This window comes from Photobacterium gaetbulicola, from assembly GCF_003025515.1.
GTDB lineage: Bacteria > Pseudomonadota > Gammaproteobacteria > Enterobacterales > Vibrionaceae > Photobacterium > Photobacterium gaetbulicola.
Genome location: NZ_PYME01000002.1, coordinates 37,942 through 51,314 on the forward strand (window position 1 = coordinate 37,942; position 13,373 = coordinate 51,314).

General features: G+C 51.0%; 13 protein-coding genes. 8 read left to right on the forward strand and 5 right to left on the reverse strand.

Annotated features, from left to right (window positions below):
• Window positions 1–11 precede the first annotated feature (11 nt).
• From trpB to gspS2, 7 genes are all read left to right on the forward strand, one after another.
• Complete coding sequence (trpB, locus tag C9J03_RS01725) at window positions 12–1,202, forward strand: tryptophan synthase subunit beta (protein ID WP_039458377.1); 1,191 nt, start codon at window positions 12–14, stop codon at window positions 1,200–1,202.
• A complete protein-coding gene (gene trpA, locus C9J03_RS01730; protein WP_044623871.1) occupies window positions 1,202–2,011 on the forward strand; it encodes a tryptophan synthase subunit alpha in 810 nt (269 codons plus the stop codon). Before trpB ends, trpA begins: the two co-directional genes overlap by 1 nt.
• 301 nt (window positions 2,012–2,312) lie before the next feature.
• Window positions 2,313–3,587, forward strand: coding sequence for a dicarboxylate/amino acid:cation symporter (locus tag C9J03_RS01735; protein ID WP_039458381.1), 1,275 nt, complete (start codon window positions 2,313–2,315; stop codon window positions 3,585–3,587).
• Between the two features lie 111 nt (window positions 3,588–3,698).
• Window positions 3,699–4,238, forward strand: coding sequence for a septation protein A (locus C9J03_RS01740; protein ID WP_044624571.1), 540 nt, complete (start codon window positions 3,699–3,701; stop codon window positions 4,236–4,238).
• A gap of 14 nt (window positions 4,239–4,252) precedes the next feature.
• A complete protein-coding gene (gene yciA / locus C9J03_RS01745; protein WP_039458384.1) occupies window positions 4,253–4,648 on the forward strand; it encodes an acyl-CoA thioester hydrolase YciA in 396 nt (131 codons plus the stop codon).
• A gap of 232 nt (window positions 4,649–4,880) precedes the next feature.
• A complete protein-coding gene (locus C9J03_RS01750; protein WP_044623872.1) occupies window positions 4,881–5,180 on the forward strand; it encodes a YciI family protein in 300 nt (99 codons plus the stop codon).
• 24 nt (window positions 5,181–5,204) lie between these two features.
• Window positions 5,205–5,594: a type II secretion system pilot lipoprotein GspS-beta gene (gene gspS2 / locus C9J03_RS01755; RefSeq protein WP_039458388.1), complete on the forward strand. Its 390-nt coding sequence runs from the start codon at window positions 5,205–5,207 to the stop codon at window positions 5,592–5,594.
• 208 nt (window positions 5,595–5,802) lie between these two features.
• Here the strand turns inward: gspS2 and C9J03_RS01760 are convergent, their stop codons facing one another.
• From C9J03_RS01760 to C9J03_RS01775, 3 genes are all read right to left on the reverse strand, one after another.
• A complete protein-coding gene (locus tag C9J03_RS01760) occupies window positions 5,803–6,741 on the reverse strand; it encodes a class I SAM-dependent methyltransferase (RefSeq protein WP_044623873.1) in 939 nt (312 codons plus the stop codon).
• 506 nt (window positions 6,742–7,247) lie between these two features.
• Window positions 7,248–7,934 carry a TIGR01621 family pseudouridine synthase gene (locus C9J03_RS01770; RefSeq protein WP_044623874.1) on the reverse strand — a complete coding sequence of 229 codons (687 nt, stop codon included), beginning with the start codon at window positions 7,932–7,934 and terminating at the stop codon, window positions 7,248–7,250.
• 174 nt (window positions 7,935–8,108) lie between these two features.
• Window positions 8,109–9,542 carry a sodium-dependent transporter gene (locus C9J03_RS01775; protein WP_082060654.1) on the reverse strand — a complete coding sequence of 478 codons (1,434 nt, stop codon included), beginning with the start codon at window positions 9,540–9,542 and terminating at the stop codon, window positions 8,109–8,111.
• A gap of 376 nt (window positions 9,543–9,918) precedes the next feature.
• On the opposite strand from C9J03_RS01775, the gene cls reads away from it, so the two are divergent.
• Window positions 9,919–11,376, forward strand: coding sequence for a cardiolipin synthase (gene cls / locus C9J03_RS01780; RefSeq protein WP_044623876.1), 1,458 nt, complete (start codon window positions 9,919–9,921; stop codon window positions 11,374–11,376).
• 173 nt (window positions 11,377–11,549) lie between these two features.
• Here cls and C9J03_RS01785 read toward each other — a convergent pair whose 3' ends face one another.
• Window positions 11,550–12,395 (reverse strand): nitrilase-related carbon-nitrogen hydrolase, encoded by an 846-nt coding sequence (locus C9J03_RS01785; protein ID WP_044623877.1) that lies wholly within the window; start codon window positions 12,393–12,395, stop codon window positions 11,550–11,552.
• A 72-nt stretch (window positions 12,396–12,467) separates the two neighbouring features.
• Window positions 12,468–13,355, reverse strand: coding sequence for a glycine betaine ABC transporter substrate-binding protein (locus tag C9J03_RS01790; protein ID WP_044623878.1), 888 nt, complete (start codon window positions 13,353–13,355; stop codon window positions 12,468–12,470).
• Between the last annotated feature and the right edge of the window lie 18 nt (window positions 13,356–13,373).

Sequence of the window (13,373 nt, forward strand, 5' to 3'; positions counted from 1 at the left end):
GAAAATAAACCATGAGTAAGATAAGTGCCTACTTCGGCGAGTTCGGTGGTCAATATGTACCGCAGATCCTCGTCCCAGCGTTGGACCAGCTAGAAGCCGCCTTTGTGGAAGCCCAGCAAGATCCAGCCTTCCAAAAAGAGTTTATCGATCTGCTGAAAGATTACGCAGGCCGCCCAACGGCCCTGACCTTGTGCCAGAACCTGACCAAGGGCACCAAGACCAAACTTTACCTCAAGCGAGAAGACTTGCTCCACGGCGGTGCCCACAAGACCAACCAAGTCCTTGGCCAAGCGCTGTTGGCCAAGCGCATGGGCAAAGAGGAAATCATCGCCGAGACCGGGGCCGGCCAGCATGGTGTGGCAACCGCATTGGCTTGTGCTCTACTTGGCCTCAAGTGCCGCGTCTACATGGGGGCCAAAGACGTTGAGCGCCAGAGCCCGAACGTATTCCGGATGAAACTGATGGGTGCCGAAGTGATCCCTGTCCATTCAGGCTCAGCAACGCTGAAGGATGCCTGTAACGAAGCCATGCGTGACTGGACGGCCACTTACGACAAAGCGCATTACCTATTGGGTACGGCGGCGGGCCCGCATCCTTTCCCGACTATCGTGCGTGAATTCCAGCACATCATCGGCGAAGAAACCAAAGCGCAAATCCTTGAAAAAGAAGGCCGTCTACCCGATGCCGTTATCGCCTGTGTCGGCGGAGGCTCGAATGCTATTGGTATGTTCTCCGATTTCATTGACGAAGAAAGTGTTGGCCTGATTGGTGTCGAACCTGCCGGTAAAGGTCTGGATACCGACATGCACGGCGCGCCGCTAAAACACGGCAAGCTGGGGATCTTCTTTGGTATGAAAGCCCCGCTAATGCAGGACGAGCATGGCCAGGTCGAGGAGTCTTATTCGGTATCTGCCGGTCTGGACTTTCCATCAGTCGGCCCACAGCATGCCCACCTCAATGCGATTGGCCGCGCGACATACGAGGCAGTAACCGACGATGAAGCGCTGGAGGCTTTCCAGGAGCTTGCTCGCAGCGAAGGGATCATCCCGGCCCTTGAGTCAGCGCACGCACTGGCCCACGCCTTAAAGATGATTAAAGCCAACCCTGAAAAAGAACAGCTGCTGGTCGTTAACCTATCTGGCCGTGGCGACAAAGATATTTTCACTGTACACGATATTCTAGATGCAAAAGGAGTGCTGTAATGGATCGTTACCAAGCCCAATTTGACCGCCTGGCGGCGAAAAACGAAGGCGCCTTTGTTCCTTTTGTGACTATCGGTGATCCGAATCCGGAGCAATCACTGAAGATCATTGAAACCCTGGTCGAAGCCGGAGCCGATGCCCTTGAGCTGGGGATCCCGTTCTCCGACCCGCTGGCGGATGGCCCGACCATCCAAGGCGCAACCATCCGTGCCATGGAATCTGGCACCACCCCAGCAGTCTGTTTTGATTTGCTGAGCCAGATCCGAGCCAAGTACCCAGAGATGCCAATTGGCCTTTTAATGTACGCCAATTTGGTATTCACCAATGGGATCGAAAACTTCTACCAGCAATGCGCCGAAGCCGGTGTCGATTCGGTACTGGTTGCCGATGTACCGCTGAAAGAGTCCGAAGAGTTCCGGGCTGCGGCGGCAAAGTACGGTATTCACCCTATTTTCATCGCCCCACCCAATGCCGATGAGGAAACGTTGAAAACCGTATCTGAGTTCGGTGGTGGTTACACCTACCTGCTATCACGTGCCGGCGTAACAGGTACCGAGACCAAAGCGGGAGCCCCTATCAATCACCTGCTCGAGAGCCTGAAAGCGCACAATGCGCCACCCGCTCTACTCGGTTTTGGCATTTCCGAGCCACGGCAGGTTGCCGAGGCGATCGAAGCAGGCGCGGCTGGGGCGATCTCCGGCTCTGCGGTGGTGAAGGTGATTGAAAACAACCTTGATGATAATGACGCCATGCTGAGCAACATGTACAGCTTTATCAGCAACATGAAGGCTGCAACCCGCAAGGGCTAATCTCTTTTCCGATGACGCAAAAGCCGTCCCCGGTCACCCTGTGGACGGCTTTTTTTATTTCCCTGCCGCTTTTTGGTTCAAGATCAAAGATCTCTTTGCCCTTCCCCCATACAGTAACCAACTTGTTAACACCCAGTAGCAACAAATTGCAAGATTGAAAGACAATAATGCTACTCTGGTAAAAGAATGATTGATCAACGTGATATTTCCGTGTAAAAACACACGCACAGAATATTGGATTAACAATTAGTACAATTACAAAACAAATATCCGATATTTTTGCGAACAATATCAAACACAACTGAGGTATCTAACCGTGTTAAAAGAAAAAGGACTGTTTGGCAATATCGGCGTTCAAGTCGTCATAGCCATGTGTGTGGGAACCCTCGTCGGTGCGATGATGGGTCAGTCTGCAAGTATGTTTGCCCCGCTAGGCAGCATCTTCATCCACCTGATCAAAATGTTGGTGATCCCACTGGTTGCCGTGGCCATTATCTCCGGTGCCGCCGGGCTTGGCAGCAGCCAATCCGCCGGGAAAGTCGGCCTCTCGACATTGGGCTTTTTCGGCCTGACCTCCGCCGTGGCTGTTGCCTTGGCCCTGTTTATGGGCGTAGTGTTCCAGCCGGGTGTCGGCGTCGACATGACAGGCGTCGAGGGGATGTTCTCCAACGTCTATGCCGACAAGGGTGAAATGCCGACATTCTGGGCAACCGTACTCGGTATGATCCCAACCAACGTATTCCAGTCACTGAACGAAGCGAATATCCTGCAAATTTTGGTTTTCTGCCTCTTCTTTGGTATTGCGGTTTCTAAGCTGGAAAAAGAACGTCGTGATCCATTGATCAATGGCGTGAATGCCATTGTTGATGCCATGGTATGGATGATCAACGTGGTGATGAAGGTTGCACCTCTAGGCGTATTCGGCCTGATGGCAGATGCCGTAGGTACCTTTGGCTTCAGTGCCTTGATGGTCGTCTTCAAGCTATTTGTGGTCTACGTCGTGGCTATCCTGATCTACGGCTTTATCTTCTACCCAGCCATGATCAAAGCATTCAGCAAAACCTCGCCGCTTAAGTTCCTGTCGGCCATGAAAAAACCCCAAGCCGTTGCCCTGTCTACCGCTTCCTCCATGGCCACCCTGCCGGTCACGATGGAAGTGTGTGAGGAAGAGTTGGGCGTGAAAAACTCAACCGCTTCGTTTGTACTGCCGCTTGGCGCAACCATCAACATGAGTGGTAATGCGATTTACTACGGTTTGGTTGCTATCTTCTTTGCCCAGATGTTCAACGTTGAACTGGGTATGGGTGCCTATATCGCCATCATCGTCACCTCGACGCTGGGTGCTGTCGGCCAGGCCGGTGTTCCGGGGCCCTCTTTCTTGGTGGTGGCGGTATTGCTTGCAGCCGGTATTCCAATTGAAGGCCTTCCGCTGCTGTTTGCCCTAGACCGTATCTTCGACATGATCCGTACTGCGCTCAATATTACCGGTGATGCCGCTTGTGCCGTGATTGTCGACAACATGATCAACGACGGGCCGCAGGAGACACCGGAGCCGGAATCCAGCCATCATGCCTAACGTTGCGCTAACCTAATGGTAAAAACACCAAAGGCTGTAGGGTTAATACCTGCAGCCTTTTGCTTACTGGTGTACTATGTAGCCAAGTAGCAAACATGTGTGATTCTTGAAATGAAGCAACTAATTGATTTTATTCCTCTGGTCGTATTCTTTATTCTCTATAAAACTCATGATATCTATGTCGCGACCGGGGCATTGATTATCGCCACGGCGATTCAGGTGGCTGTCACCTGGATGCTGTATAAGAAGGTCGAGAAAATGCAGTTGGTGACGTTTGTCATGGTTGCCGTGTTTGGCGGGCTAACCCTTTTCATGCACGATGACAACTTCATCAAGTGGAAAGTCACCATTGTTTACGGCATTTTTGCTGTTGGCTTGGCCATCAGCCAGTACCTAGGCAAGCCATTGATAAAAGGCATGTTAGGCAATGAGCTCAGCCTTCCGGACAACGTCTGGAACCGAATAAACAGCGCCTGGGCACTGTTTTTCGTTGTATGTGCCGTCGTGAATGTCTATATTGCCTTCCGCCTGCCACTGGACGTGTGGGTTAATTTCAAAGTCTTCGGGCTATTGATTCTGACTTTGATCTTCACCCTTGCCACCGGCGGCTATATTTACCACCATATGCCAAAAGAACCTGATTCAGAATAGTACAGAGTCGCATCATGACATCAGAAAATAATATTCCTCGCGGGCAGTTACTGCTTCGCACTCTTGCAATGCCAGCCGATACAAACGCCAACGGCGATATCTTTGGTGGCTGGATTATGTCTCAACTTGACCTCGCTGGTGCCATCTTGGCGAAAGAAATTTCAGGTGGCCGTGTCGTAACTGTGTCTGTAGATAGCATTGCTTTCAAGGCGCCTGTCAGCGTGGGGGACGTTGTATGCTGCTACGGCGAATGCTGCCGGATCGGTAACTCTTCGATGAGCGTTGCGCTAGAGGTATGGGTCAAGCCTGTTGCCATTGATGCTGTCGGTGAACGCTACCGCGTATGTGAAGCAACATTCAACTATGTTGCCATTGACAGCAACGGCCGCCCTCGTCCAGTTAAAAAGTAAGCTCACAGTGCCAATCTTTATAAGTCATTGAATTATGAAATTTGCGTTATAAATTTTGCTCACAGACTTATGTAGACTGGTATGCAACACCATCGAGTTCCGCAAAAAAGCCCTAACATAATGCTAGGGCTTTTTTTTTCATTTATGATAGGAAAAATTTATCACTCATTGTCACCTCACCTTCCGTTTCACCAGCGTATTGTGGGGCCGGCAGTTACATGGAGAGAGCTACATGTGGTACGTTATTTTTTCCCAGGATGTCGAAAACAGCCTTGAGCGCCGCCTTGGCGTGCGTGAAAAACATCTAGCACGCTTGAAAGACTTGCAAGAGCAGGGTCGCCTGCTGGTCGCCGGACCGATGCCGGCAATCGACAGCGAGAATCCTGGTGAGGCAGGCTTTACCGGCTCGACCGTGATCGCCGAATTTAACTCTATTGACGACGCCCAGGCATGGGCCGATGCCGACCCGTATATTGAAGCCGGTGTCTACGAAAAGGTTATCGTCAAGCCGTTCAAGAAAGTACTCCCATAATCCGTCATATGAGATAACAACGTTATGCTAAAACGCACCCTCGTTTTATTAGGCGCTGTCTTGTTGGCTGGCTGCGCGTCAAACTCCGAGCAGCAGGCAATCATGGATCTGGCAAAAGCCCGCGCCATGGCCATAAACAACAAGGCGCCATACGAGAAGATCGACCAATATCAGATCATGAAAGCCCAGGCGCGGGAAAACATTGTCGAGATCACCATTTTATATGGTGGTGGTGGTAAGACGCCGCCAACGCGGGCCGCCAAGAGTGCTGCGCTCAACTATTGCAACAGTGCAGAGTTAAGCCCGATGGTGAGCGAGGGTGTGAACTACAATATCGTAATTATGGATATGCGTGGCCGCCCGATGGTGACGCAGCCGATCACTGCTGAGGTTTGTAGTCAATTAGCGAATTAGTAACGGGCGATTGGCGTTTTTTACCCGCAATCAACCCAACCAACTGAAGCTTTATACAGCTGGATAAAATTTCAAAACTTAGCCTTCAGGGAAGAAGGCTTAGAGCTACATGGACGTACTCGTGCGCTTTTGAAATTTTCATCCTGATGATTTAAAGCCCTCGAAAAAACGCCAGCTTTGCTGGCGTTTTTCTTTTGGAACTGGGGAATTACCCGCGCTCAAACAGCAGTACTTTCAGACCACCTTCCGGGTCGATATCCTTGAACTCCGGCGGATTTTCCAAGCGGTGCTGATAGGCAAGCTCCGGCGCTTCGGCAGCCATTCCCTCAATCAAGAAGGATGATGACACACCCGGGTCATTCACGCAGGCCAATACTTGGCCATTCTCGGTCAGCAATTCCGGCAAGCGGCGCAAGATTTTCTGATAATCCTTAGTCAAGGCAAAACTGCCTTTTTGGAACGATGGCGGATCGATGATGATCAGATCATACGGCCCAAGCTTGCGTACCTTACCCCACGATTTAAACAGTTCATGGCCAAGGAAACTCACCTTCGACAGGTCGTGCTTATTCAGGTGGTGGTTGTCCCGACCACGGCTCAAGGCTGCCTTGGCCATATCCAAGTTGACCACATGCTCTGCCCCACCAGCAATTGCAGCAACAGAGAAACCACAGGTGTAAGCGAACAAATTCAATACTCGCTTGCCTTCGGCATGACGCATTACCCAATCACGGCCGTAGCGCATATCTAGGAACAGGCCGTTATTTTGCTTGCGGCCAAGATCCAACTTAAACGTAAGGCCATTCTCTACCACATCCTGGTACTCTCGGCTTTCGCCCCAAAGCACTTCCATTGGTGAGCCTTGACGGTCACGGTGCTGCAAAAGCAGAGAAGTCGCACCGGATTGTTGCCAAACTGGCGTACCGGCCAAGGTTTCAAGTATACGGTGCAGCTGTACCAAAAACTCTTCTGATGGCTCTTTGAACAATGAAACCAGCACCTGGCCACTTAGCCAATCCACAGTCAACTGTTCAAGCCCCGGCCAACAGCGGCCACGGCCATGGAATAACCGACGCACTTCATTTGGCGGTGTCGCCAGCTCTGCCATTAGGTGTTGCTCAAGGTTTTTTACTGCACTCGGTTCCATAGTTCTACTGCTTTGGGAAATTCAGGGGCGGTAGTATACCAAACACCGTCGCGGCAAAGATAATATTAAGCCACGAGCTTAAGGTTTTCTTGTTCGGGTTGACGATAGCTGGCGAGGTGGACGTATTCGGCCTGAAGGCGGACTTGGCGTTGGCGGCGAGTGCGGTGTTTGACTAATTTGCGTTGTCGACGAAATGACGCCAGCCCCCAAAAACGTGATTGATTCTTTTTTTTCTTTAATCGCATACGAAGCGACACGGAGCGGGTAAGGCGCATATTGAATCTCAGTCTAGGTAAATCCTAGACCGATATTATAAGGGAAACTTTTCTGTAATGTAATTTCAAACGGTTAAAATAACAGCAGCTAGTCGCGAATTAACAATGAAAAACACAAGGCTTGTACAAGTTATTATCATTAAGCTCTATTTTTCCACATAACTTCGCGAAAAACCGGTTACTTGATAACCAACTGCCCCACGGAAAACCTTGCATAGACGCTATTTGCTATTATCTTTTTCCTGGCAATACGGGCCATGCCAGCGCCCAAGGCGTAGCCCACTCGGCCAATACCAGCTGAGTCTCTGCCAGGTGCCAAAGTTCACCCTGCTCCGGAGGACAAATAAACTGCCACTGGTACCCAGCATACTCGAAGCACAATGCGTAAGCATGCAGATAACCACGATCCGCAAGCTCATTGCCATAGATAGTATCACCGGAGATCCCGGAGCCGACACTGCGCAGTGCCACGCGGATCTGATGGGTCTTGCCGGTATGCGGTTTGCACAGAAACAGCCGGCGCCCCTGGCCGGCCGCAGCCGAAAAGAACTGGGTGATCGCCGGATTCTCGCGGCTGTTTTCCAGTTTCCAGCTACTCCGGCGAGAACGGGTCATATCACCGATCACCACCCCTTGCTTCTTCTTCGGTTTCTTGCTGCCAATCGCCACGTAGAACTTCTCAACGTCACGCTCAGCAAAATTCGCTGACAGCTTGGCGGCGGCCTCGCGGTTGCGGCCAAGCAATAAGATCCCCGAGGTCATCTTATCCAGGCGATGGATCAGGTAGAGCTGCGCATCCCCACTTTGCTTTGCCACTTCTTGCAACAGCATCACCTCACCATCGTCTTTATGTACAGAGACGTCGGGATGTTTGTTGATCACAAGAAAGTCTGGATGGGTGTGGAGAATATCGAACATAACTCACTCTTCGTTGTTTGGCGCTTCGCGGATTGGCTCTTGATTGACAGCTTTAGCCGATAAGGAGTGCGAAGTATACCGCTATTCGGCAGTATTTCCACACCGCCCCAACCGAGCAATAAAAAGCGGGAGCCGATGGCTCCCGCAGTTAATCATTGACGCTATAGACAGAAGTTACAGCTTCTTGGAAATCAAGGCACCGATACCGATGATGGCAAGGCCCATCACCATAATCTCACCTTTACCGCTGTCAAAGCCCGCTTTCACACCTGCGATAGCAACGATAGCGATAGCAAATGGGATCACGTATTTAACTAGGTTGTACCATAGGCCAAACAGTGGGAATTTAATTTCACCGTCGTTGGTGATTTCTTTCTCTAGCTCACTGCGGTTCAAGCGCCAGCCGGCAAAAATACATACCAACATACCGCCTACCGCTAGGAAAATCTTGTCTGTAAGCAGGTCGAAGATATCAAATGCACCTGTCTCGAACAGTGTTGGGCCCAAGCCGCCAAGCGATAGCGAAGCGAACACACACAGGAACGCCATTAGAGCACTTGCCGAGAACACTGCTGTTGAACGCTTCATGCCTTTTTCGTCAATCAGGTATGACACAACCACTTCAAGTAGCGATACAGAAGAAGTCAGTGCCGCTACACTTAGGCCGATGAAGAACAGTAGCGCAAGCAAGAGGCCAACAATGCCGCCCATTTCAGCAAATAGCTGAGGAACAACAACGAAGATCAGGCCAGGACCAGCAGCTGGCTCCATGCTGAAGGCGAACATGGCAGGGAACATCGCCACACCTGCAAGGATTGCAACAGCGGTATCCATCGCCGTTACCATTGCCGTGGTTTGTACTAGGTTCTCTTTCTTCTTCAGGTAACTACCGTATGTGATCATACAGCCCATACCCAAGCTGAGTGAGAAGAAGGCCTGACCAAGCGCAGCCAGTACCACTGTGCTGTCCACTTTCGAGAAGTCTGGTTTGAATAGGAACTCAAGACCTGCCGTTGCCCCTGGAAGGCTCAGGCCTTTAACTGCTACCAGAATAAGGATGGCAAACAATAGAGGCATCAGGATCTTACCGGCTTTCTCGATACCGCCTGAAATACCCTTGATAACCACCAGAATGTTGAACACCAGGTATAGACCCATCCAGAACAGCGGCTGGATTGGGTTAGAGATGAAGCCACCGAAGCTATCACCGATTGCTTCTGGTGTGCTTAGTAGACCTGTTGCAATTTTATAGATGTACGCGATTGCCCAGCCACCAACGACCGGGTAGAAGCCCATGATCAGTAGGCCACTGACAACACCGATAACACCGACGAACGACCAACGGCGATCAGTTGATTTGAAAGCACCTACAGCGGAAAGGCCCGTTTTACGCCCCACGGCAAATTCAGTCAGCATCACGCTGAAACCGATAACGATCACGAACAATAGGTAAATAGCTACGAAAGCACCACCACCACTCTCACCAGCTGTGTATGGGAACTTCCAGATGTTACCAAGACCTACTGCGGATCCTGCCGCGGCCATAACGAAGCCTAATTTTGAACCCCAGCTATCGCGGGGTTGTGTGGTTGTATTAGTAGTAGCCACGTTCTCTCCAAGGTTCTGTTGTGTTTGCTAGAGTTTGCTTACGTAGGCGTATAAAATTGTTGTGTAAACGTAAATGTAAACCTACATGTACACTTATAAGGTTCTCAATAACGCTCTACATATGGCAAGTAAAACAGGTTGCGATTAGAATGTGAAGCCCGCGCATCTACTTTTTGATCATTTACTGCTTTTCGGCCTCATTTCTTTCTTTTTTGCTTATTTTTTGCACTCTCACTGCGTGCAAATTTTACATTACTCATACAATTCAGTGATTTCTCCTTATCAAACATAGCACATAAATGGCAGAAAATTTCGCTGGTATTCCTCTAGTTTCAATGCAAAATAGAGTAATACATCCAACTCATTAAAAATAAAGATGGAACAGTTTTATCAAGTCCTGGCTTGGGCAAGCGTCTTCTTCTATTGGCTGATAATTGCTGCCGTAACCATGCGCATTGTCTTTAAGCGCAGAGTGGTCGGCGTCTCCCTCGCCTGGCTCATGATTATCTATATCATCCCAATTGGCGGGGTGATCGCATATCTATTATTCGGTGAACTCAATTTAGGCAAGAAGCGCGCCCAGCGTGCCGAGGTCATGTTCGAGCCCTTTGCCGACTGGTTCCAGCGACTCAATGACTGCCCCGGCCACCAGCCGGAACTGATGAGCGAACATGCCCGCCCTATCAGTGATTTATGCGAAAATCGCCTGGGTATCCCGGCACTGAGCGGCAATATCCTGTCACTACAGGATTCGCCGCAGACCATCCTGCGCTCCCTCATCGATGACATTCACCAGGCCAACAACTCCATTCAAATGGAATTTTACATCTGGCACCCCGGCGGGCTGGCCGACGAAGTGGCGACCGCGCTGATCATGGCAGCCAAGCGTGGGGTCGACGTCAGAATATTACTCGATGCTGCAGGCAGCATGCGTTTCTTCCGCTCCCATTGGCCAAAATTGATGCGTCATGCTGGTATCGAAATCGTCGAAGCATTATCTGTTACCCCATTTAGGATGTTCCTGCGCCGGATGGACTTGCGCCAGCATCGCAAAATCGTCGTCATCGACGAGAAAATCGGTTATACCGGCTCGATGAACCTGGTCGATCCGGCCTATTTCAAAACGGATGCCGGCGTCGGCCAGTGGATCGATGTCATGGTCAGGGTTACGGGGCCATCCGTCGCGGTCCTTAACGGCATCCAGGCCTGGGACTGGGAAGTGGAAACCGGGGAGCGCTTCTTGCCTAAATTGCCAGAGTGTACGTTGCCAAGCTCAGTAGAAGCCTCCGATATGATCCAGGTGATCCCATCCGGACCGGGAATGCCCGATGAAATCATCCACCAAGCTCTGTTGCTAAGCATTTACCAAGCCAAGGAGAGCGTGGTCATCACCACGCCCTATTTTGTACCGAGCGAGAATTTGCTGCACGCGATGAAAGGGGCTGCCCACCGTGGCGTCACCGTAGATATCATCATTCCCGATAAGAATGACTCCATCATGGTGGAATGGGCCAGCCGCTCTTTCTTTTCCGAGCTACTTGCCGCCGGAGTTCGCATCCACCGCTTTCATGGCGGGTTGCTGCACACCAAGTCGGTAGTGATTGACAATACCCACTGCCTGATCGGTACGGTCAACTTGGATATGCGCAGCCTGTGGTTGAACTTCGAAGTCACCCTGGCAGTGGATAACGCCGAGTTCACCAAGCAGCTGAACTGGCTGCAAAAGGAATATATGAGTGACGCGAGTGTGGTCGACAGAAGAGAATGGGAAAAGCGGCGGGTCAGCAACAAACTGATTGAACAGTTCTTTTATATGTTTAGCCCGTTGTTGTAGAACTTACCGACTAACCGATATCATCAAACTGTATCAAATTTCAATTTGGCAGAATGAATTTTCAAAACGCATAAACACATCCATGTCGCTCCACCCTGGAGCGACAGCCCGTGCCTTCCCTGGCGGGTAGGTTTTGAAAACCCAAACTGCCAAATCTACAAATCAAATCAGGTTTACTTTCCCACCCGCTTTGCCAGCAAATCCAGCACCAAGCGGCTGTCTGCATCGCGGATAGTCGGTAACTGGAATCGTGCCTCGCGGGTATCTTTGAGAGCGACTTTGGCACTAATCAACGCTTCCTCACCACCGGCTTCTGCCAGGCAGTTACCGAATGCATCAAGAATTCGTGAGCCACCCCAGAAACGGCTGTTGCCTTCAAGTGCGCAGCTGTTTGCCATCAGCAATGGCACACCATAGGTCATCGAGATAAAGTCGGTATTGGTTTTCCAGCCCTGTGGGTTGGAAAATTCATCGGACACAATATCTGCCGCCGAGTTGACCGGGGCCAGCATCAGGGCAGGCTTATCCAGCATAGCAAGATGCGGTAACGCTGGGTTCCATAAATCTGCACAGATCAAGGTATGCATTGGCCAACCTGCAATCGGCTCGCAGGGCGCAAGGTCTTGGCCTTTGCTGTACCATTTGGCTTCTTCCAAGCCACCATAGTTCGGCAGGTTAAGCTTGCGGTGGACATGGACAAGCTGGCCGTTTTTCACCATCGCCTGGGCATTGTAGAACTCACCGGCACTGTCTTCTTCGACAAACCCGACACTGACGACCATATCACCGGCTGCCGCGGCCAATTCGTCAAACAACGGATGGCTGACCGGCATGGCGACATCCAGCGTTTGTTCTCGCAGGCTGTAGCCAGTCAGCGACAGCTCCGGGAACAGCAGCAGCTCAATGCCACGTTCACGGGCCTGTTCAATGTAGTTCAGGTGTTGTTGCAGGTTGGCCTCGACATCAGCCAGTCGCGGGGCGATCTGGGCAATACCAACATGTAATACTTGTTTTGTCATGATAAAACCTTAAAAGGCCAGCTGACGCTGGCCTTTGAATTAATATCGGCGCGAGAAAACTGTATCGTGTGATTACAGCAGGCCGTTTTGCTCCAGAAATTGGCGAGATACACGCTCGATAGACAAACCATCTACGTCGACCAAGGCATTCAGGGTGGACATGGTTTCATCGTTCATCAGCGCAGACAGCTTGTTGAGCTGATTCGCCAACTCTGGGTTGGTATCCAGTGCGTCGGTACGTACAACCGGCGTCAGGGCGTAGTTTGGAAAGTGCTGGCGGTCATCTTTCAGTACATAGAAACCAAATGCCTTCACACGGCCATCGGTGGCAAACACCATGGTGACGTCAACCACTTCCTGAGCCAAAGCTTGGTATACCAGACCCGAGTTCATCTTGCGCAGATTACGGCGTGGCATATCGAACTCATAGGCTTCAAGCAGTGACTTCAAGCCGTCCGGGCGGGCCGAGAACTCAACGTTACTTGCCATCTGTGCATCTTTGCCATCTTCTGATTGCAGCCAGTCCATCATGTCGGTGATCGATTCGATGCCCTTCTCTTTGGCAAAGTCTTTGCGCATTGCCAGCGCATAGGTGTTGTTCGCCTGAGACGGGTTGAGCCAAATCAAACCGACTTTTTCATCCAGTGCTTTAACCCGTAGGTAAGTCTCCTCGGGCGTCAGCTTTTCAACGACCTTATTGAAGGTGACCAAACCGGTACCTGTGTACTCCCAGTAAAGGTCAATCTGGCCATTGAGCTGTGCGGTACGCAGCACGGTTGAACCCATACCGTCACGCTGGTCGACATCATAACCCAGGCCCGCAAGATACTGCGCGGTCATCGAAGACATGATCAGCTGCTCAGTATAGCCCTTGCCGCCAACGACCAGTTTGCCGGCTGCTTGTGCCGAAACCGAGACCATCATTACCACGGTAGCCAATAAAGCGATTACGCGTTTCATCTTTGTTTTACTCCGTGC